Source organism: Mycolicibacterium rhodesiae (assembly GCF_002086695.1).
In the GTDB taxonomy this organism is placed as follows: Bacteria; Actinomycetota; Actinomycetes; order Mycobacteriales; family Mycobacteriaceae; genus Mycobacterium; species Mycobacterium rhodesiae.
The window spans coordinates 255,878-273,947 of the sequence record NZ_MVIH01000005.1 but is presented as its reverse complement, the minus strand read 5'-3'; the positions used below and the strand labels follow the sequence as shown (position 1 = coordinate 273,947).

22 protein-coding genes are annotated in these 18,070 nt (G+C 67.8%); 14 read left to right on the top strand and 8 right to left on the bottom strand.

The features are described 5' to 3' along the window. Positions 1-981, top strand: a complete 981-nt coding sequence (locus BST42_RS13625) for an MOSC domain-containing protein (protein WP_083119305.1) — start codon at positions 1-3, stop codon at positions 979-981. 2 nt (positions 982-983) lie between these two features. Then, positions 984-1,169, top strand: coding sequence for a hypothetical protein (locus BST42_RS13620; RefSeq protein ID WP_083119303.1), 186 nt, complete (start codon positions 984-986; stop codon positions 1,167-1,169). A 7-nt stretch (positions 1,170-1,176) separates the two neighbouring features. On the opposite strand, the gene BST42_RS13615 is transcribed toward BST42_RS13620, so the two are convergent. Together BST42_RS13615 and BST42_RS13610 are read right to left on the bottom strand one after the other, a co-directional pair. Further along, positions 1,177-2,133: an enolase C-terminal domain-like protein gene (locus BST42_RS13615; protein WP_083119301.1), complete on the bottom strand. Its 957-nt coding sequence runs from the start codon at positions 2,131-2,133 to the stop codon at positions 1,177-1,179. Between the two features lie 13 nt (positions 2,134-2,146). Then, the gene (locus tag BST42_RS13610) at positions 2,147-3,040 is read right to left on the bottom strand and encodes a mycobacterial-type methylenetetrahydrofolate reductase (RefSeq protein WP_083119299.1); all 894 of its coding nucleotides are present in this window, start codon (positions 3,038-3,040) and stop codon (positions 2,147-2,149) included. A 131-nt stretch (positions 3,041-3,171) separates the two neighbouring features. Between BST42_RS13610 and BST42_RS13605 the strand changes: the two genes are divergently transcribed. From BST42_RS13605 to katG, 3 genes are all read left to right on the top strand, one after another. Further along, entirely contained in the window at positions 3,172-3,402 is a 231-nt protein-coding gene (locus BST42_RS13605; protein WP_083119297.1) for a hypothetical protein, read from the top strand. 67 nt (positions 3,403-3,469) lie between these two features. Next, positions 3,470-3,910 carry a Fur family transcriptional regulator gene (locus BST42_RS13600; RefSeq protein ID WP_083119296.1) on the top strand — a complete coding sequence of 147 codons (441 nt, stop codon included), beginning with the start codon at positions 3,470-3,472 and terminating at the stop codon, positions 3,908-3,910. A 51-nt stretch (positions 3,911-3,961) separates the two neighbouring features. Then, entirely contained in the window at positions 3,962-6,184 is a 2,223-nt protein-coding gene (gene katG / locus BST42_RS13595) for a catalase/peroxidase HPI (RefSeq protein WP_083119294.1), read from the top strand. A gap of 71 nt (positions 6,185-6,255) precedes the next feature. Here the strand turns inward: katG and BST42_RS13590 are convergent, their stop codons facing one another. The 3 genes from BST42_RS13590 to dsbE are packed head-to-tail and all read right to left on the bottom strand — an operon-like array spanning position 6,256 to position 7,944. Continuing rightward, positions 6,256-6,555 (bottom strand): hypothetical protein, encoded by a 300-nt coding sequence (locus tag BST42_RS13590; RefSeq protein ID WP_083119292.1) that lies wholly within the window; start codon positions 6,553-6,555, stop codon positions 6,256-6,258. A gap of 40 nt (positions 6,556-6,595) precedes the next feature. Next, positions 6,596-7,414 (bottom strand): cytochrome c biogenesis CcdA family protein, encoded by an 819-nt coding sequence (locus BST42_RS13585; protein WP_276008985.1) that lies wholly within the window; start codon positions 7,412-7,414, stop codon positions 6,596-6,598. Positions 7,415-7,464: 50 nt separating this feature from the next. Continuing rightward, complete coding sequence (dsbE, locus tag BST42_RS13580; protein ID WP_435406036.1) at positions 7,465-7,944, bottom strand: disulfide bond-forming protein DsbE; 480 nt, start codon at positions 7,942-7,944, stop codon at positions 7,465-7,467. Between the two features lie 133 nt (positions 7,945-8,077). On the opposite strand from dsbE, the gene BST42_RS13575 reads away from it, so the two are divergent. The 3 genes from BST42_RS13575 to BST42_RS13565 are packed head-to-tail and all read left to right on the top strand — an operon-like array spanning position 8,078 to position 11,015. Continuing rightward, positions 8,078-8,701 (top strand): TetR/AcrR family transcriptional regulator, encoded by a 624-nt coding sequence (locus tag BST42_RS13575; RefSeq protein WP_083119287.1) that lies wholly within the window; start codon positions 8,078-8,080, stop codon positions 8,699-8,701. A 2-nt stretch (positions 8,702-8,703) separates the two neighbouring features. Next, positions 8,704-9,774 (top strand): DUF1214 domain-containing protein, encoded by a 1,071-nt coding sequence (locus BST42_RS13570; RefSeq protein WP_110918608.1) that lies wholly within the window; start codon positions 8,704-8,706, stop codon positions 9,772-9,774. Next, complete coding sequence (locus tag BST42_RS13565) at positions 9,771-11,015, top strand: sulfotransferase family protein (protein WP_083119283.1); 1,245 nt, start codon at positions 9,771-9,773, stop codon at positions 11,013-11,015. Before BST42_RS13570 ends, BST42_RS13565 begins: the two co-directional genes overlap by 4 nt. Here BST42_RS13565 and BST42_RS13560 read toward each other — a convergent pair. After that, positions 10,991-11,581 (bottom strand): restriction endonuclease, encoded by a 591-nt coding sequence (locus BST42_RS13560; protein WP_083119282.1) that lies wholly within the window; start codon positions 11,579-11,581, stop codon positions 10,991-10,993. The two genes, BST42_RS13565 and BST42_RS13560, sit on opposite strands and share 25 nt — an antisense overlap. A gap of 112 nt (positions 11,582-11,693) precedes the next feature. On the opposite strand from BST42_RS13560, the gene BST42_RS13555 reads away from it, so the two are divergent. Then, positions 11,694-12,656 (top strand): LLM class flavin-dependent oxidoreductase, encoded by a 963-nt coding sequence (locus BST42_RS13555; protein ID WP_083119281.1) that lies wholly within the window; start codon positions 11,694-11,696, stop codon positions 12,654-12,656. Positions 12,657-12,828: 172 nt separating this feature from the next. Further along, positions 12,829-13,260: an STAS domain-containing protein gene (locus tag BST42_RS13550; RefSeq protein WP_083119279.1), complete on the top strand. Its 432-nt coding sequence runs from the start codon at positions 12,829-12,831 to the stop codon at positions 13,258-13,260. A 12-nt stretch (positions 13,261-13,272) separates the two neighbouring features. On the opposite strand, the gene BST42_RS13545 is transcribed toward BST42_RS13550, so the two are convergent. Continuing rightward, positions 13,273-14,199 (bottom strand): homocysteine S-methyltransferase family protein, encoded by a 927-nt coding sequence (locus BST42_RS13545; protein WP_083119277.1) that lies wholly within the window; start codon positions 14,197-14,199, stop codon positions 13,273-13,275. 59 nt (positions 14,200-14,258) lie between these two features. On the opposite strand from BST42_RS13545, the gene BST42_RS13540 reads away from it, so the two are divergent. Further along, positions 14,259-14,819, top strand: a complete 561-nt coding sequence (locus tag BST42_RS13540) for an Rv1352/Rv1906c domain-containing protein (protein WP_237159406.1) — start codon at positions 14,259-14,261, stop codon at positions 14,817-14,819. A gap of 8 nt (positions 14,820-14,827) precedes the next feature. Here the strand turns inward: BST42_RS13540 and BST42_RS13535 are convergent, their stop codons facing one another. Further along, the gene (locus BST42_RS13535) at positions 14,828-15,607 is read right to left on the bottom strand and encodes a CDP-diacylglycerol diphosphatase (protein WP_083119695.1); all 780 of its coding nucleotides are present in this window, start codon (positions 15,605-15,607) and stop codon (positions 14,828-14,830) included. 126 nt (positions 15,608-15,733) lie between these two features. Between BST42_RS13535 and BST42_RS13530 the strand changes: the two genes are divergently transcribed. Genes BST42_RS13530 through BST42_RS13520 form a run of 3 tightly spaced genes read left to right on the top strand, consistent with a single transcriptional unit; the run spans position 15,734 to position 18,069 of the window. Beyond that, positions 15,734-16,138 carry a TOBE domain-containing protein gene (locus BST42_RS13530; RefSeq protein WP_083119276.1) on the top strand — a complete coding sequence of 135 codons (405 nt, stop codon included), beginning with the start codon at positions 15,734-15,736 and terminating at the stop codon, positions 16,136-16,138. A gap of 11 nt (positions 16,139-16,149) precedes the next feature. After that, complete coding sequence (gene modA, locus BST42_RS13525; RefSeq protein ID WP_110918606.1) at positions 16,150-16,911, top strand: molybdate ABC transporter substrate-binding protein; 762 nt, start codon at positions 16,150-16,152, stop codon at positions 16,909-16,911. A gap of 21 nt (positions 16,912-16,932) precedes the next feature. Continuing rightward, positions 16,933-18,069 carry an alkaline phosphatase family protein gene (locus BST42_RS13520; RefSeq protein WP_207569494.1) on the top strand — a complete coding sequence of 379 codons (1,137 nt, stop codon included), beginning with the start codon at positions 16,933-16,935 and terminating at the stop codon, positions 18,067-18,069. Position 18,070: the final 1 nt, after the last annotated feature.

The window sequence follows — 18,070 nt, the reverse complement described above, 5'->3', positions numbered from 1 at the left end:
ATGATTCAGGCCGGCCGTATCACCTCGATCTGGCGCTATCCGGTGAAGTCGATGCAGGGCGAGCGGGTGGCCGAGGCCGACGTCGGTGATCTCGGCGTGCACGCCGACCGGACGTGGGCGGTACGTGATGTGGAGTCCGACGCCACCACCAGCGCCAAGCGGCTGCCCGGCCTGTTGTGGTTGACGGCGCGTTACCCGCAGCCGCCCGGCCCCGACGCCGGGCCCGGACACGCGCCCGAGGTTCTGATCGGTTTCCCGGACGGCACCGAGGTATCGAGTTCGGATCCGGCTGTGCACCAGGCGCTCTCGCGTTACCTCGACCATGACGTACAGCTTCGGCCGCTGCCCCCGATCGACCGTCGCGACGAATACCGCGGGCCGATGGCCACCAAGGCCGACCTGCGCACGATCTTCGGACTCTCCGACGACGAGCCACTGCCCGATCTGTCGATGTTCCCGGTACGCAAGCTCGCTGAGATCAGCCGCTATGCGACGCCGGTAGGCAGCTATGTGGACGCCTATCCCGTACACATCATCACCGAACAGAGCCTGTCCACCCTCGGGTCATTGGCGCCGGACTCCGATTTCGATGTGCGACGGTTCCGCCCGACGCTCGTGGTGGACTCCCCCAGCACGGCGGCTCACCCGGAATGGGAGTGGTGCGGCGGACGACTGCACGCTCCGCAGGCCGAGCTTGCGCCGATGATCCCGACCATCCGCTGCGTGATGCCCTCGCACGAGCAGCCCGAACTCAAGCGGGACAAGGAGATCACCCGCACCATCGCCGCGCACACCCGCCGCTGCTTCGGCGTCTACGGCAATGTCACGCGCGCCGGCCGAATCGCCGAAGGTGATGTGCTGCAGCTGATTCCACCCAACCGGACCGCGCGCAGCGTTACCGCCGGTGGCGGCGCGGCGACAGTGAAGCGGGCCGTCATGCGTGCGGTGTCGGCGGCCATGCCCAGCGGAAAGAAGGGTTGACCATGCGTCACGTTGTCGGAGGTCTCGGCGTGCTGGTCGCGCTGTTCGGACTGTTGTTCACATTGCAGGGTTTCGGAGCGGTTCAGGGGAGCCCGATGAGCAACACTACGACGTGGTCGGTGTTGGGTCCGATCGTCGTGCTGGTCGGCATCGTGCTGGCCGTCGCGGCGTGGCGCCCTCGGCGCTGATCCGCGCTCAGAGAAGTTCTCGAGCGGTGCGCAACCGCTCGCGCCACCACGCGATGCGCTCGGCGTCGTCGACGATGAATTCCGCGATGCGATCCGGGTCGGGCGCCGGTGCCGAGGGCGCCACCGGCAGGTACCCGTCGGTGGTGATCAATGCGCGTCCTGGCGGGACGGTGTCGCCGGCCAGCGTCGCGGCGGTGCCGAGCCCACAGGCGAACGAAAGCTCTTGCAGCACACCGGCCAGCGCCAGGCCGCTGGCCAACCCCATGCTGGTTTGACGGGAGCCGGAGACCACAACCGGAAGGTCGCACTTCTCGGCGAACCGCAATGCCCGGCGCACGCCGCCGAGCGCTGCGGCGTCGAGCACCACGATGTCGGCGACGTCGGACATGGCCAGCCCGTCGCTGGCGAGGTCGGAGACGTCGACCGCGATCCGGACGTCGATCCGGCCTCGCAGCGCGGCCAGCTCCCGCGCGGTCGCACACGGCTGCTGGACGAACTGCAGACCGCCGGCCGCGGTGTCCAGCCTGGGGATGGTCTCGGCGGCGGTGTCGACGTCCCACCACCGGTCGACCAGGCAGCGGATCGACGCGTCCGGCCCGAGCGCCGAGCGCACCGACTCGAGCCGGTCGGCATCGTCGGGCAGACCGGTGACCATCACGTCGGCCGCGTGACACCCGCTGGCGACGGCGATCGCGGCCGCCTCCTCGGCTCCGACCGCGGGCACCGCGACCGCGACCGGTACGCGGCCGCGGATCGGGTCCGGCCAACCGACGGTTCCGCCTTCGATGGCAGCGGTCAACCAGCGGGCGGCCAGCAGATCACTGCCGGTGCGCGGCGGGCAGAACTCACCCCAGCCTTGCGGGCCTTCGAGCAGCATTCCCTCGCAGCCGCCGAAGGCACGGTAGTCCTCGCGCGCCGGGATCGCGAAAATCGGCGCGCCGTCGAAGTCGATCATTTCCTTCATGGGCGGCGAGGTGTCAGGGTGCGGACGTCGCAGGCGACCAGTACGCCAGCATCTCGGCGAAGGTGTCGAAGGCCGGACGGGACATCCCGTAGGTGGCTTCGAAGTGGATGCTCAGCGGGAAGCCGAGGTCGGCGACACCGTCGATGACCCTCTTGTAGAGGTCCACCAGCAGCTGCCGTTTCACCGGCGGCTCACTCTCGGCGAGGGTGCGGACGAAGTCCTGCTCGGCGGCCACGGCGGCGTTGCCCGGATCTTGGATCAGCCAGTTGATCAGGCCGACCCTGGACTCGACCTTCGGCACGAAGCCGAACGACAACAGGATCTCCGGACGGTAATCGGTGGTGGCGGCGAACTCGGTCAGGAACCCGACGATCGCGTCGGAGTAGAGCAGTTGCGTCATCCCGTAGGTGGCGCCACGGCCGCACTTGAAACCGAACCGGCCGGCTTCCTCGGCCCGGGTCGGAATCAGGATCGCACCCCGATTCGGAACCAGCTCGGAGAAGATCGTCAACGCGTCCGTTGGCGCCACACCGGCGCCTTCGCCGTCGTTCATGGTCCGCGGAACACCGACGAACGCCACGCCTTCCATCCCCGCATCGAGAAGAGCGGTCAGCCGACTCACCAGCGTCGGCTCATCCATGAAAGCGGTCACCTGGGTGCACAATCCGCGTACGCCGGGCAGCTCGGGTGAGATGCGCGACCAGTAGTCGAGCACGTCGAGCTTGGGCTTCATCTCGACGGGCCGGCCACTGTCCTCTTCGATCATCCCGGGGATCATCACGTGGCCGATCCGCACGCCGGTCTCCGCGGACAACTGCACGACCCTGCGCGCTTCCTCCAGCATCTCGTCGGGCGTGCGGTCCACGTTGGGCGGCACGAGTTCGAGCGCAACGGTGTTGAGGGGCACGAAACTGCTCCTGACGAGACGACTGATTCCGGGTGCGTGTCCGAGGTGGCCGCCGGACGCGATCCGCCGATCACCATACAGAAAGCGCGGTCGCGGCCTTACTCCACCGCCAAACGCGGTAGCTTTCAGCCATGCAGGGTCGGAGTCGAGCGATCTGGCTGGTCACGCTGGCCGGTGCCGGCGTCGTGGTGTTCCCGGCGTGCGGATCCACCGATAGCGCTCCAGCGCCCAGTCCGTCGAGCTCGTCGGTGCAGCCCACCAGCAAGGCAACCCTGCCCGGGCCGAACAGCTTCAGCCCGGCCCCGATTGCGCCGCTCAACCCGACCGTCAGTCCGAAAAACGATCCCGCCCAACGCCCCTGACCAGGCCCGCAGGATTCGCCTCGGGACAAGTCTTGACTCGTTCCAGAAAAGAGACGACTATCGAAACGTGACCTCCGTCTCGGATCTCTCCGACCAGCTGCGGGCAGCGCAGCTGCGGGTCACCCGGCCCCGTCTCGCGGTACTCGACGCGGTGCACACCCACCCGCACGCCGACACCGACACCATCTTCGGAGTCGTCCGCACCGGCCTGCCTGATGTGTCCCGCCAGGCCGTGTACGACGTGCTGCACGCGCTCACCGCGGCCGGCCTGGTGCGGCGCATCCAGCCGTCGGGCTCGGTGGCCCGATACGAGGCGCGGGTGGGCGACAACCACCACCACGTGGTGTGCCGGTCATGCGGTGTCATCGGCGATGTCGACTGCGCGGTCGGCGAGGCACCCTGTTTGACGCCGTCCGAGCACAACGGTTTCGTACTCGACGAGGCCGAGGTCATCTACTGGGGCCTGTGTCCCGACTGCTCGGCGAAAGAAGCTCCTGCGGTCACATAAGTGATCGCAGCTCCAGTCAACGAATGATGTGTGGAACTAGAAAGGGAAACAGTGTCATCTGATACCTCCGCAAGCCACCCGCCTGCCCCGAACCAGGGTGGCTCGAACAGCGAGAGCGAGAACCCGGCGATCAAGTCCCCGGAGCCGAAAGCCCATGGGCCCCGGACGAATCAGGACTGGTGGCCCGATCAGGTCGACGTCACCAAGCTGCACCCGCACTCGCCGTACTCCAACCCGCTCGGCGACGACTTCGACTACGCGACCGAATTCGCCAAGCTCGATCCCGCGGCGCTGAAGGCCGACCTGCTCTCGGTCATCACCACCTCGCAGGACTGGTGGCCTGCCGACTACGGCAGCTACGCCGGCCTGTTCATCCGGATGAGCTGGCACGCCGCGGGCACCTACCGCATCTACGACGGCCGCGGTGGCGGCGGTCAGGGCATGCAGCGTTTCGCGCCGCTCAACAGCTGGCCCGACAACGCCAACCTGGACAAGGCACGCCGGTTGCTGTGGCCGGTGAAGAAGAAGTACGGCAACAAGATCTCCTGGGCCGACCTGCTGGTGTTCGCAGGCAACGTGGCGCTCGAGTCGGCCGGCTTCCAGACCTTCGGCTTCGGTTTCGGCCGCCCCGACGTGTGGGAGCCCGAAGAGATCCTGTTCGGCGAGGAAGACGAATGGCTGGGCACCGACAAGCGCTACTCGGGTGAGCGCCAGCTGGCCGAGCCGTACGGCGCCACCACCATGGGCCTGATCTACGTCAACCCCGAAGGGCCGGAAGGCAATCCGGATCCGCTGAAGGCGGCCATCGACATCAAGGAAACCTTCGGCCGGATGGCCATGAACGTCGAAGAGACCGCGGCGCTGATCGTCGGCGGTCACACCCTTGGCAAGACCCACGGCGCCGGCGACGGCGACCTGGTCGGCCCGGAGCCCGAGGGCGCCCCGATCGAACAGCAGGGCCTGGGCTGGAAGTGCCCGTTCGGCTCGGGCAACGCCGGTGACACCATCACCAGCGGCCTCGAGGTGGTGTGGACCACCACCCCGACCAAGTGGAGCAACTCGTTCCTGGAGATCTTGTACGGCTACGAGTGGGAGCTGGTCAAGAGCCCGGCGGGCGCGTGGCAGTTCCAGGCCAAGGACGCCGAGGCGATCATCCCCGATCCCTTCGGCGGCCCGAACCGCAAGCCCACGATGCTGGTCACCGACGTCTCGATGCGGGTCGACCCGGAGTTCGGTGCGATCACCCGGCGCTGGCTCGATCACCCCGAGGAGCTCAACGAGGCCTTCGCCAAGGCTTGGTACAAGCTGCTCCACCGCGACCTCGGCCCGATCACCCGGTACCTGGGCCCGTGGGTTGCCGAGCCGCAGCTGTGGCAGGACCCGGTGCCGCCGGTACAGGGCGAGCTGATCGACGACTCCGATGCCGCAGCGCTGAAGGCGAAGATCCTCGATTCCGGGCTGACGGTTCCGCAGCTGGTCAAAACCGCATGGGCCTCGGTGTCCAGCTACCGCAACACCGACAAGCGCGGTGGCGGCAACGGTGCCCGGCTGCGCCTGGAGCCACAGCGCAGCTGGGAGGCCAACGAGCCTGCCGAACTGGCCAAGGTACTCCCCGTGCTGGAGCGCATCCAGCAGGAGTTCAACGCCGGCGGCAAGACCGTCTCGCTGGCCGACCTGATCGTTCTCGGTGGCAACGCCGCGATCGAGAAGGCGGCCAAGGAGGCCGGTTACGCGATCGACGTGCACTTCGCACCCGGCCGTACCGATGCCACCCAGGAAGACACCGATGTGGAGTCGTTCGCGGTGCTCGAGCCGCGGGCCGACGGGTTCCGCAACTACGCGCGGATCGGCGAAAAGGCACCGCTGGAGCAGCTTTTGGTGGAGAAGGCCTATCTGCTGGGGGTCACCGCCCCGGAGATGACCGTGCTGCTGGGCGGCCTGCGTGTCCTCGGCGCCAACCACGGCGGAACCAAGCACGGCGTGTTCACCGATCGCGTCGGCGTGCTCTCCCCCGACTTCTTCACCAACCTGCTCGACATGGGCACGCAGTGGAAGGCGTCGGAGAACTCGGAGAACGTCTACGAGGGAACCGACCGGACCACAGGCGCGCTCAAGTGGACCGCGACCGCCAACGACCTGGTGTTCGGCTCGAACTCGATCCTTCGGGCTCTGGTCGAGGTCTACGCCCAGGACGACAACGCCGGCAAGTTCGTGGAGGACTTCGTCGCGGCGTGGGTCAAGGTGACCAACGCCGACCGGTTCGACCTGTCCTGATCGCTGCGCAATAAACGAGACCCCGCGGGCAACGCCCGCGGGGTTTCGTCGTTGTAGTGCGTTCGGCGTGGCTAGCGGCAGCCGCCGGCGCTGACCCAACGCCCGTTGTAGCCCACGCAGCCCGTCACCGGAGGTGGGGGCGGCGGAGGCGGCGGCGGGTAGTCCTCGGGCATCGGCGCATAGTACGACGGTGGAGGCACATAAGGCGCCATCACATCGGACAGATTCGCGCAGCCGCTGACCGAGATACGTCGACCGGCGCTGGCGCAGACGTCGGCGCTGGCGTGACCACTCGGCTGGATTGTCACGATCGCTGCGGGCACTCCCGTCAGCGCCAACACGGCCGCCGCTGCGGCACCCCAGGTTCGCATGAGCGGAGTATATCGACGCACACCCCGCGATTCGCCGGTATCAATTCTGCCGCTGTCGGCCGCGCCGCAACCTGACCACGACCGCCGCTGCGACCAGCACCGCCAGCACCACGACCCAGGTCCACGCGCTGGTGCGGTAAACCCAGCCGGCTACCGCACCCTGCAGTCGGCCGGCGGCGGCGATGACCGGATCGGTCGGGTCCCCCTGCGCGCTGAACAACCGAATCTCGTAGAGGCCGTAGTAGCTCACGTAGAGGCCAACCGCGATCAACACGACTCCGCTGATCCGGTTGATGTAGGGCAACACCCGGCGCAGACGGTCCACCAATGCCGTACTGGTCAGGGCGATTCCGACGGCGAGCACACCGACGACCAGCGCCAGCCCCGCGGCGTAGGCGGCATAGACGAGCACGACGTCGACGGGCGAACCGGCGCGCAACGTCGCGCCGGTGACGGCGAGGAACGGCCCGATGGTGCACGACAGTGACGCCACCGCATAGCCCACGCCGTAGCCGAACATCGATCCCAGCCGCGCCGTCGGCGCCGACCGCCAGCTCTGTCCGGGAGACCGCCAGGTCAACTCCCGACCCGCCGCCAGCCAGATACCAAGGGCGACAAGGACTATGCCGATACCGATCGTGGCGTAGGGCAGGTAGTGCTGGACCACGGTGGCGACCGGGACCGTCAGCAACCCGAACAGTCCGAACACCGCGAGGAAGCCCAGCGCCATCGCCGCGGTCGCCGCCAGCGCACGGCCCACCGCGGCGGTGCGACCGGGATCGGCGTCCTCACCACGCACCACGAGCGTCAGGTAGGCAGGCAGCATCGCAAACCCGCACGGGTTGAGCGCAGCCACCATCCCTGCGGCCAGTGCCAGGCCGGTCAGATCTGCATCCACTTGTCGAAAGCTCAGGACACCAGCGCGTGCACCCGGTCGCTGAGCTCTTGCTCCGACATCGCCGAGGTGGGGTTGTTGACGAACGTCGACGAGCCGTCGGGACGCAGGAACACATACGCGGGCTGCCACGGCACGTTGAACCGGGCCCAGATGGACCCGTCGGCGTCGTTGAGGTTGGTGAAGTTCAGGTTGTACTTCGACACGAAAGCCTGCATCTGCCCGGCGTCGGAACGTGCGGCGACGCCGACGAAGGTGACCTTGGGATTGGCTGCGGCCACCTGACTGACGTTGGGGGCCTCGGCGTTGCAGAACGGGCACCACGGGGTCCAGAACCACAGGACCGCGGGCTTGCCCTGCAGACTCGCGCCGTCGAAGGGCGCGCCGCTGAGTGTGGTGCCGGTGAACGCGAGCTGGTCGTCGGCGCCGGCCGTCGGCGGCGCCGCGACCGCGATACTCAGCGCCGACAGCACCGCGGCCAGCGTTCGAAGCATGACTTTCATCGCATGACCTCCAGGGCTGTCGGGGCGCACTCAATTGTGTGATCACGATTCCCCTGGGTGAACCGGTTCAATCCGGACGTCACAGTCTTGACACTTTACGTGACGCAACGGAACATAATTCCCCGTGACCGCTCCCCACCGCGATGCGACGGCAGGACTGGAACCGGTGCGAGGCCGACCGCGGGATCCGCGAACCGACTCCGCGATCATGGCGGCCACCCGCCGGCTGCTCACCGACGTCGGCTACGACCAGGTGTCCATGGAATCGATCGCCCGGGCCGCCGGTGTCAGCCGCCCCACCATCTACCGGCGCTGGCCGTCCAAAGCTCACGTGGTGTTCGACGCGGCGTTCGGAACCGACAGCGGCACAACAGGATTGCCGCGGTCCGGTGACTTCGAGACCGACCTTCGGGAATTCGTTCGCGGCGCGGTGGCGTTCTGGCGCGAGCCGGTGGTCGAGGCCGCGACGTTGGGCATCCTTGCCGAACGGCGCCGCGACTCCGAATTGCACATCCGCACACAGCAATTGCTCGACGACAAGATCCGGGCCGAGCTCGCCGACTTGGTTCGGATCGCCGCCGCCCAAGGGGTGGTGCGCGCCGACGTCGACACCGACACGTTGTTCAACGTGCTCGTCGGCACCACGTTCTACGGCGCCCTCGTCGACGGGCGCGCCGACACCGACCACCTCGTCGACACCCTCTGCTCTCTGATCATGCATGGCACACAGACACCAGAAAAGGAATGAACATGGCAGGCGACGAACTCTCCACCGCTTTCCACGAGTTGCTCGACGAACTCGGCGGGATCGAACGCAAGTTCCTGGCCACCGATCCGCCGCTGCCCGAAGCCGACATCCTCGACGGATATCGGCTGACGTTCAGCCTGCTGCGCGTCGCGGTCGACGCCTATGTCTGGGGAGACAAGGACAATCCGCGGTTCGTCGACGTGATCGGGCCCTATCAGCGCTGGGGCGGCGACAATTCGGACGCGTTCTATCAACTCGCGCCGATCGATCCCACCCGCACCTACCGGGTGACCGGCAACCGGGGTGATTCGGTCTATCTGTCGATCACCGTCTACGGCGGACCCGACGACGGCCACTACAGCAACCGCATCGTCGGGACGATGAACGACCGCTCCCTGCAGTTCGACGCCGACGGCAACTTCGACTTCACCATCAGCCCCGACCCGCAAGCAGGTGCGTGGCTCAAGCTCGAGGACGACGCCGTCGTCGCTCTGACCCGCGATTACCTGGACAACCCCGAAACCGATCGCCGGGTGCAGTGGAAGATCGAGGCCATCGATCCCCCGGCCCGCAAGCACGACGAGCGTGCCGACCTGATCCGCCGGCTTCGCGCCGCGCGGACCTGGCTCGCCGAGCAGTATTCGTTCATCCCCACCAAGGTCGAGCCGCCCAATGAGATCGCCGAGCCCTACCCGGTTCCGCAGCAGACCTACGGGTGGGCCGCGGGCGACGCGGCATACGCGATGGGCGCCTACGAGTTGCAGCCCGGCCAGGCACTGATCATCGACGGCACATCGCCGGACTGCGTGTTCTGGAACCTGTGCCTGTGGAACCCGTTCCTGCACACCTACGACTACACCTACGAGCGCGTCACCATCAACGGCGCACACGTCACCTACGAACCCGACGGGTCCTGGCGAATCGTGGTCAGCGACACCGATCCCGGCCACCCCAACTGGGTGTCGACGGCCGGGCGCACCAAGGGGCTGATCTGGCTGCGGTGGTTCCTGCCCGAGGAGACCCCGAAACGGCCCACCTGCCGCGTCGTCGACATCGCCGAGGTGACGGCATGACCGCGGACGTGCAGCGCCCCCGACCGATCAGGTTGACCGACCTGGCGCAGCCGGTGTTCCCCGAAGCCGCACAGCCGATGCGGGAGGCGCTCGCCGGCTACGGCTCCATCCTCGAGCTGACCTCAGAGGCGTTGCTGGCGACGGCGACCGAACGCACCGGGCTCAGCGAGTGGGGCGACGACAGCTTCCGGGACAGGCTCGACGTCTTGACTGCGTCCCTGCGCGAGGAGGCCGGGCTGTCCGACGTCGGCGTCGCCGTGGTCTTCGAACAGTTGGTCGGCAACCTGGTCAACCGGCTGCGGCTGGAGGCACTGATCGCCGAGCACCCCGAGATCGAAGACATCGAGATCGCCCGGCCGATCATCATCTGCGGCCTCCCGCGCACCGGCACCACCCACCTGCACAACCTGATCGCGGCCGACCCGAACATGCGGTATCTGCCGTATTGGGAGAGCCTGGAACCCTTCCCCGCTCCGGGTGAAGAGGATCAAGCACGACGCGACCGATGTACGGCGGGACTCGACCTGATCGAGACGATGATGCCGGAGTTCAAGCGGATGCACGACATGACCGTCGACCATGCGCACGAAGAGATCCAGCTCCTGGCCAACGACATCTCCGGCATGCTGTTCGAGACCACCTACTATCTGCCGTCGTTCGCCGCGCACTACAAGTCCCACGACCAGGGGCCGTCGTACGCCTACCTCAAACGCCAGCTGCAGGCCATGCAATATCTGCGTGGCGGCACCCGCTGGGTGCTGAAGTCGCCGCAACACCTCGAGCAGTTCCCCACCCTGTACGCCACCTTTCCGGACGCCACTTTCGTGGTGACGCATCGAGATCCGGTCGAGGTGACGCGGTCGATGGTCACGATGATCGCCTACGCCTCCCGGATGGCCTGCGCCCGGCCGGATCCGGTGACAATCGCGAGGTATTGGCTCGACCGGGCCGACGACCTGTTCAGCGGCTGTCTGCGCGACCGCGACGTGCTCCCGGCCGACCAGTCGATCGACGTGCGGTTCACCGATTTCATGACCGACGAGGAGGGCACCCTGGCGGCGATCTACGCCGTCGCCGATCAGCCGTTCGACGAGCAGGTGCGAACCGCGATGGCCGACTTCATCGCCGAGCATCCCCGCGGCCGCTACGGCGAGGTGATCTACGACCTCGCCGATGTGGGACTCGACGCACGCGAGGTCGCCTCGCGGCTCGCCGCCTACCGGGACCGGTTCGTCGGCTGAGCCCGCGACATCCGCGCCAGGCGGGTGCGGTCGATCAGCACGCAGCCGTGAACGTCGGCGAGTTGGTGAGCGGCCCTGGTGTACCGGTGATTGGACACCACCATCGTCGCCGTGCAGTCATGGACGGCCGCACCGGCGACGACCTGCTGGATCGCTGAGCCGTTGACCACCCGGTTCTGCCGTTTGCACTGCACCGCGGTGCGGATGCCGGCTCGGGTAGCGATCAGGTCGACACCGAAATCGCCAGTGGCCCTGGTGATTTCGACCTCATAACCGAGGCCCCGCAACACCGCAGCCACATAGCGCTCGAACTCGACACCGGTCATCGCGTCAACCGCGGCCTGCCCGGTGGCCCGGTAGAGCGCATCGCGCCGGAGGTTTCGGCGGTGGTCCAGCCACGCCAGCAGCGCCCGCCACGCGCTCACCACGACCGCCACCGCACTCAGCGCGGCCAGCACCCACCCAAAACTATTGAGCATGCCGACGAACCCCAGCAGTGCGGTGGTGACCACCCACAGACCCAGCCACTGCAATGCCGTCGTCACCGCGACCGAGCCCTCGCGCACGCCGCCACCGTAGCGACGGCCGCCGACAGCACCTCCCGGCGACCGAGCACAGCGGCCAAATCGTGACCCGTTCGCATCGAGTTTGGCGCAATGACCCCAATACAGTGCTCAGATGCTTGCAATTCTCCGCTTCAATTTCGCCTCTCCAGGCGGAGATCCTGGCGTCCAAGGTGAATTGCTTTCGGCTGCAATGGAGTTGGCGCAGTTTGGCGACCGGCACGGAATCGCCGCGATCAGCGTCGACGAACACCACGTCACCGGCCACGGCTGGAGCTGCAATCCGGTGATGATCGCGGGTATGTTTCTGGCCCGCACAGCCAACATTTTCGCCAGCATCGACTGCGCGCTGGGACCGCTGTGGAACCCGGTGCGCATGGCGGAGGACATCGCACTCGTCGACGCCATGAGCCGCGGCCGGTTGCACACCACGGTCGGCCTGGGCTACCGGGAAGAGGAGTACCGGACCCTCGGGGTGGACTTCGGCCGGCGCGGCGAACTCATGGATCAGCTCCTGGAAACCATGCTGGCGGCCTGGACCGGAGAGACCGGCGTCGTGTCGGGCACCTGGTCCAAGCCGCACCCCCCGCTCTATGTCGGCGGCGGCGTTCGAGCCACCGTCCGCCGGGCGGTGCGGTTCGGTCTGCCGCTGAGCCTGCCCGACCATCGGCCCGACCTCGCGGAGTACTACTCCGAGCTGTGCCGGGAGGCCGGCGTGCAGCCGTTCGTCCTCATGCCGCCCGCGGTCAACCGCGGAATGATCTATCTACACGAAGACCCCGAGCGGGCGTGGGCCGAACTCGGTAGCCACATTCTGTGGGAGGCAGTCACCTACGGGGCGTGGTCCGACGACCCGTCGCGGTCGTCCATGCACCTGCCGGGTGTGCAGTCCCTGGCGGAGGTCCGCGCGTCCGGCAGGTACCGGTTCCTCACCCCCGACCAGCTGATCGACGAGGTGCGGGGATCGGCAAACTACGGCCCGATCGTGATGCATCCGCTGGTGGGCGGCATGCCGGTGGAGGAAGCCTGGAAGTCCGTAACTCTGCTTACGGACGAGGTTCTGCCCGCTCTCCGGTAGCCGTTACGCGGCCGACGTTGCCCGATTTCCGGGGGTGCACCCGAAAGTTGGGTTCTTACCAAGGATTTAGCCACTGCTCCCGGTGACCTTAAATTTGCGGCATAACGTTTGGGTCAAGTTGAGGCGGTCTATAAACCCGTCACACACGCAACAGGACCGAAATGAGGCACCCATGACGAGCTTCACGTCGCGATACGGCAACCCCGCTGTCGACTATGAGGGCGCCCACGTTCGAGCACACTCTCGGCACATGGCGACGGTTGTCGCGGTCAGCGGACGGGTCGATTCGGTGAACGTCGACCGGGTCACCGAATGCGCCAAGCGGCTGGTCCTCGCCGAGAAGCCGTTCGTTCTGGACCTGTCCGGTGTGAGCTCGTTTGCTCCGCAGGCGATCCGGATGCTGTGCGACATCGATGACGTCTGCACCGCCGCCGGCGTCGAGTGGGCGGTGGTCGGCAGTGACGCGGTGAACCGCCGTCTGCGCCGGGACAGCGACGTCGTGTTCCCGATTGTGGGTTCGGTCGCCGAGGCGGAGCATGAGTTCGACGACGCGGTTCTCAACCGTCGCCGCCTGCTGCTCCCGCTGTTGAGCAAGACCGCCTGACCGGCGCGCTCACTATTCGGTGAGCAGCGCCCCGAGGGCGCGCATGTGCTCGTCGGTGGTGCCGCAGCATCCGCCGACGACGGCTATTCCGTAGTCGCGCCGAAGACCGTTCATGGCGGCGGCGAATTCAGCGGGCGGATCACTTTCGGCGTGATCCAGCGCCACCAATTCCGCGGGGCTCAGCGTGGAACCGTTGGCCTTGACCTCGTTTATCCGGTCGACCGCGTCGCCGCCGTCGCCCAGCGCCCTTGCGGCGACGGTGGGATGGATGCACGACAGCGAAAAGTACGTGGGCGCCGCGGCGTCATCCACCTGCCGGATGGCCTCGGCCAGCGGGGTCCCGTCCAGTAGCAGGGTGTCCGCGCCGAGCACCCAGGACACCACGAACGGCAATCCGGTTCGAGCCATCGCGCGCGCTGCCCCGACCGCCTCGCCGACCGCGGGGAACGTGGCCGCGAAGATGAGATCCACCCCGGCCTCGGCCAAGGTGTCGATCTGCGGCCGGTGGTAGTCGAAGGCAGCAGATTCCGGTGGCGCTTCGGCGGGCCGATAGGCGTCGCCGGCCGGGCCGAGCACCCCGGCAACCCATACCGGCGGGCCGGAATGGCCGTCGAGCAGCAGTCGGTGGAACGCGACCGCGGCGCTATTGAGCCCCTGGACCGCCTCGATGTCGCCGAGTCCGGCGCGACGGGTGTAGTGCAGGCTTGCCCGGAACGTCGGTGTGCCGATCACCAGCGGCACACCCGTCGAGGCCGCCGCATCCAGATAACTGCGGTAGATCTCCGCCAGCGCCGCCTCGCCCCGACGGTCGCCGAGCAGTCCGGCGACCTGGACGTCGGGATCCATCGCGATCGGTGTCTCGAACATGACACGCGTTTCGATCGCGCCGTCGGTGAGCACCGCAGTCCCGCTCGCGACGGCGTCGGTGAAGCTGGTCATCAGGTGACGTTAACTCAGTCTGGATCGGCCGGGTCCGGCGCCGGGTTACCCTGGTTGACGTGGGTCGACTAACGAACGTGATCGCGATCAGTGCGCTGGCGGTGGCCGCCGGCGTCATCGGCGGGGGTGTCGCAGCCGCCGACCCGACCACCACCGCGCCGCCCACGCCGTCCCCGACCGGGCCCGCACCCGGTCCGGTCGACGCGTCAGCCCCGACGCCCTCTCCGGGCGCAACCCCGGCTCCTGGCGCAACCCCGGCCGGTGCACCGAAGTCCACCATCGACAGCGACGGCACCTACAAGATCGGGGTCGACATCGTCCCGGGCACCTACGCATCTGCAGGACCCGTCGAGGGCGGCGCGTGCTACTGGAAGCGGACCGGCGGCCCCGACGGCCAGACCAACGTCGACAACGCGCTGACCAAGAAGCCCGCGGTGGTGCAGATCGATCCGGGCGACACCACGTTCAAGACCGACGGCTGCCAGCCGTGGACGCTGACCGATCAGCAGCCGCCGGCACCCGCGGGACCACTGCTGTCCCAACTTCAGCTTCGCCATGCTCTCGACACCCTCAACGGGATGGCCGGGGCGTCCGGCCAGGGACAGATGCCGCCGTACTGATCGGCCGGCTACTTGGCGGTGCCGGGCGCCGCCGCAACGGGGGGCGGGCAGGAGTCGTGATCCTGTAACTCTTCACCGCCGGCGTTGCCGGTGTCGTCGGCGCGGTCGGCCAAGATGAGGAACCCGGGCCGGCCGGTGGCGTCGGTGGCACCGACGACCACCAGCGTGTACTCCCCCATGTCGGCGCGGGCGCCGTCGATGCCGTCCGCAAGGAGCCGGAACGGGTTGGCGTCGAGATCGGTGCCGTCGACGGCCATCGCCCAGTAGGTGTGGTCACTCAGCGGAACCGGGACCGGTGCCCACGTCGAGCCGATCGCGCCGGCAGCCGCGCGCAGCGCGTCATGGACGTCGGCGCGCAGACAGTCGATGTGGATGTGCAGCTGGTTCTGCGTCCGCGCGATCGCCGAATTGATCGCCAGGCTCATCCAGTCTCGCGGGATGGTTCCACCGGCCCGCTGCTCGACGAACGACCGGGACTGCCACGCCGCGCCGAAGTAGTTGGTGGCGTTGGGCTCCCGAAGCTCAGGGCTTTCGATGCCCGGAATGCGGGCGGTCGGGATGAGCAGGTATTGCCGGTCTCCGACAATGTCCTTGAGCACTGCATAGCCGCCGCCCTCGCCGCGGCTGAGGTCGACGCGCGAACACGGGGCCGGGTCGCGATGCTGCTGGACATCGACGACACACTGGTCGTGGACGATCCGCCACAACGCATTCGGATCGGCGTTGGCGGTCTGCGGAGCGAGCAGGCCCAGCGCCAGTACCGCCGCCAGCGGTGCGCTACCGCGCATGAGTCGCACGGCCACACCCTACGACGCGTGCGGAGCCGCACCGTGCGATGCACATAGTTTCCGTAACTGCGGCTGAAACCGGTGCATGAAACCGCGGATGCGGGTGAAATCGGCTAGTGTTCGGCGGTGCCGATGTTGCGAATTCGAGAGGCCGCCGAGCTGCTCGGCGTCAGCGACGACACCATCCGGCGCTGGATCGATGACGGCGACCTGCCGACCGGCAGCGACCAGTCCGGCCGCAAAACCGTCGACGGAGCCGCGCTGGCCGCTTACTCCCGCAAGAGCGCCGCCGCGGCTCCCAAGGACCCGCTCTCGGTTGCCAGCTCCGCCCGCAACCGGTTCGCCGGACTGGTCACCAGGGTGGTCACCGACACCGTGATGGCTCAGGTCGAGATGCAATGCGGGCCGTTCACCGTCGTCTCGCTGATGAGCAGCGAGGCCGTGCGGGACCTGAACCTCGAACCGGGAAGCGTTGCGGTGGCGGTCGTCAAGGCCACCACGGTCATCGTCGAAACGTCAGGAGCGAAGTGATCACACGTCTGATGCCGGCACTGGCCGCCGGTCTGGTTCTCATGACCGGCTGCAGTTCCTCGTCACAGCAACCGTCGTCCACGACGGCCGCGCCGGGCAGCCAGAAGATCATCGTCTTTGCCGCCGCGTCGTTGAAGAAGACCTTCACCGCGATCGGGGATCAGTTCAGCAAGGACAATCCCGGTGCCTCCGTGGAGTTCTCGTTCGCGGGCTCCTCGGATCTGGTGACCCAGCTGACCCAAGGCGCCCCTGCCGACGTCTTCGCCTCCGCCGACACCAAGAACATGGACAAAGCCGGGCAAGCCGGGCTGCTCGCAGGCAACCCCGTCAACTTCGCCTCCAACACCTTGACGATCGCCGTCGCCCCCGGAAACCCGAAGGGCATCAAGACGTTTCAAGACCTCGCCAAACCCGGACTGAGCGTTGTGGTGTGCGCCCCCCAGGTTCCGTGCGGATCGGCCACCCAGAACGTGGAGAGCAAGACCGGGGTGACACTGACCCCGGTGAGCGAAGAATCCTCGGTCACCGACGTGCTGAACAAGATCACCAGCGGTCAGGCCGACGCCGGACTGGTCTATGTCACCGATACCGCGGGCGCCGCCGGCAAGGTTCTGGCGGTGTCGTTCCCCGAAGCGGCCGGCGCGGTCAACATCTATCCGATCGCCACCCTCGCCCATGCCGGCAATCCCGCGCTGGCAACCAAATTCGTGGATCTGGTGACCAGTCCGGCCGGCCAGGCGATCCTGACGAAAGCCGGTTTCGGCAAACCCTGAGAGCATGGCAGGCTCGACGCCGTGAACCCGCCACGCCTCGACGTTGACACCCCCCACCTGGCCGATGTCGTGCCATCGGTACTGGCGGCGATGGGTGTGGCCGGCTTTGAACCGCGCATCGAGCTGGCCGCACCTGTCGCCGGAGCCTGCGTGCTGCTGATCGACGGTCTGGGCGCCGAGTTGCTCGACACCTACGCAGCGGACGCTCCGGTGCTGGCCGGGTTGCGCGGCAGCACCCTGCATGTGGGGTTCCCGTCGACCACCGCGGCGGGACTGGCAGCGGTGGGCACCGGGCTGCCCTCGGGCGGCCACGGCATGGTCGGCCTGTCCTTCCGGCTGCCCGAGGTGGGCATCATCAACGCACTGCGGTGGCGTCCGCACCCATGGGGCGACGACGCGCGCGCCCACGCGATCCCGGAGGAGATTCAGCCGCTACCAACGAATTTTGAGCGCGCCGCTTCAGCGGGGATGGCGGTCAACGTGATCTCCGGTGCAGAATTCACCGGCTCCGGACTCACCCGGGCAGTGCTGCGGGGCGGCCGCTACGTCGGCGTGATCGGGCTCGGCGATTTGGCCGCCGAAGTCCGCGCCACGATCGTCGGCGGTGGCTTCTGCTACGGCTACCACGCGGATCTCGACCTGATGGGCCATCTCTACGGACCCGGTTCGCCGGCCTGGCGAATGGAGCTCCGGCAAGTGGACCGCCTGGTCGAGTCGGTCGTCGAAGCGCTGCCGGTCGGCGGGCTGCTCGCGGTGGTCGCCGATCACGGCATGGTGGCCGTCGACGGTGCGGCCACCGTGGACCTCGACACCGCAGCGGATCTGCTCGACGGCGTGTCGGCGATCGGCGGCGAGGCGCGCGCCCGTCACGTCTACGTCCGCGACGGCGCCGGTGCCGACGTCCTGGCCACCTGGCACGAGACGCTGGCCGAGCATGCCTGGGTGGTCTCGCGCGACGAGGCAATCACCGCAGGCTGGTTCGGCGACGCCGTCGACGACCGGGTGCGCGCCCGCATCGGTGACGTGGTGGCCGCCACGCGCGGCCGCGCCGCACTGGTGCGACGGACGGCCGAACCCATGGAGTCGGCGCTGATCGGCCAGCACGGTTCGCTGACCAGCGCCGAACAGCGGGTGCCGCTGCTGCTCGCCTACGGCTGAA

What these genes read in the sequence shown, in the direction of transcription:
- BST42_RS13625 (WP_083119305.1), top strand. Translation starts at nt 1, where the DNA reads ATGATTCAGGCCGGCCGTATCACCTCGATCTGGCGCTATCCGGTGAAG.
- BST42_RS13620 (WP_083119303.1), top strand. Translation starts at nt 984, where the DNA reads ATGCGTCACGTTGTCGGAGGTCTCGGCGTGCTGGTCGCGCTGTTCGGA.
- BST42_RS13615 (WP_083119301.1), bottom strand. Translation starts at nt 2,133, where the DNA reads ATGAAGGAAATGATCGACTTCGACGGCGCGCCGATTTTCGCGATCCCG.
- BST42_RS13605 (WP_083119297.1), top strand. Translation starts at nt 3,172, where the DNA reads ATGCAGGGTCGGAGTCGAGCGATCTGGCTGGTCACGCTGGCCGGTGCC.
- BST42_RS13590 (WP_083119292.1), bottom strand. Translation starts at nt 6,555, where the DNA reads ATGCGAACCTGGGGTGCCGCAGCGGCGGCCGTGTTGGCGCTGACGGGA.
- BST42_RS13585 (WP_276008985.1), bottom strand. Translation starts at nt 7,414, where the DNA reads ATGGTGGCTGCGCTCAACCCGTGCGGGTTTGCGATGCTGCCTGCCTAC.
- dsbE (WP_435406036.1), bottom strand. Translation starts at nt 7,944, where the DNA reads ATGCTTCGAACGCTGGCCGCGGTGCTGTCGGCGCTGAGTATCGCGGTC.
- BST42_RS13570 (WP_110918608.1), top strand. Translation starts at nt 8,704, where the DNA reads ATGGCAGGCGACGAACTCTCCACCGCTTTCCACGAGTTGCTCGACGAA.
- BST42_RS13565 (WP_083119283.1), top strand. Translation starts at nt 9,771, where the DNA reads ATGACCGCGGACGTGCAGCGCCCCCGACCGATCAGGTTGACCGACCTG.
- BST42_RS13555 (WP_083119281.1), top strand. Translation starts at nt 11,694, where the DNA reads ATGCTTGCAATTCTCCGCTTCAATTTCGCCTCTCCAGGCGGAGATCCT.
- BST42_RS13550 (WP_083119279.1), top strand. Translation starts at nt 12,829, where the DNA reads ATGACGAGCTTCACGTCGCGATACGGCAACCCCGCTGTCGACTATGAG.
- BST42_RS13545 (WP_083119277.1), bottom strand. Translation starts at nt 14,199, where the DNA reads ATGACCAGCTTCACCGACGCCGTCGCGAGCGGGACTGCGGTGCTCACC.
- BST42_RS13535 (WP_083119695.1), bottom strand. Translation starts at nt 15,607, where the DNA reads ATGCGCGGTAGCGCACCGCTGGCGGCGGTACTGGCGCTGGGCCTGCTC.
- modA (WP_110918606.1), top strand. Translation starts at nt 16,150, where the DNA reads ATGCCGGCACTGGCCGCCGGTCTGGTTCTCATGACCGGCTGCAGTTCC.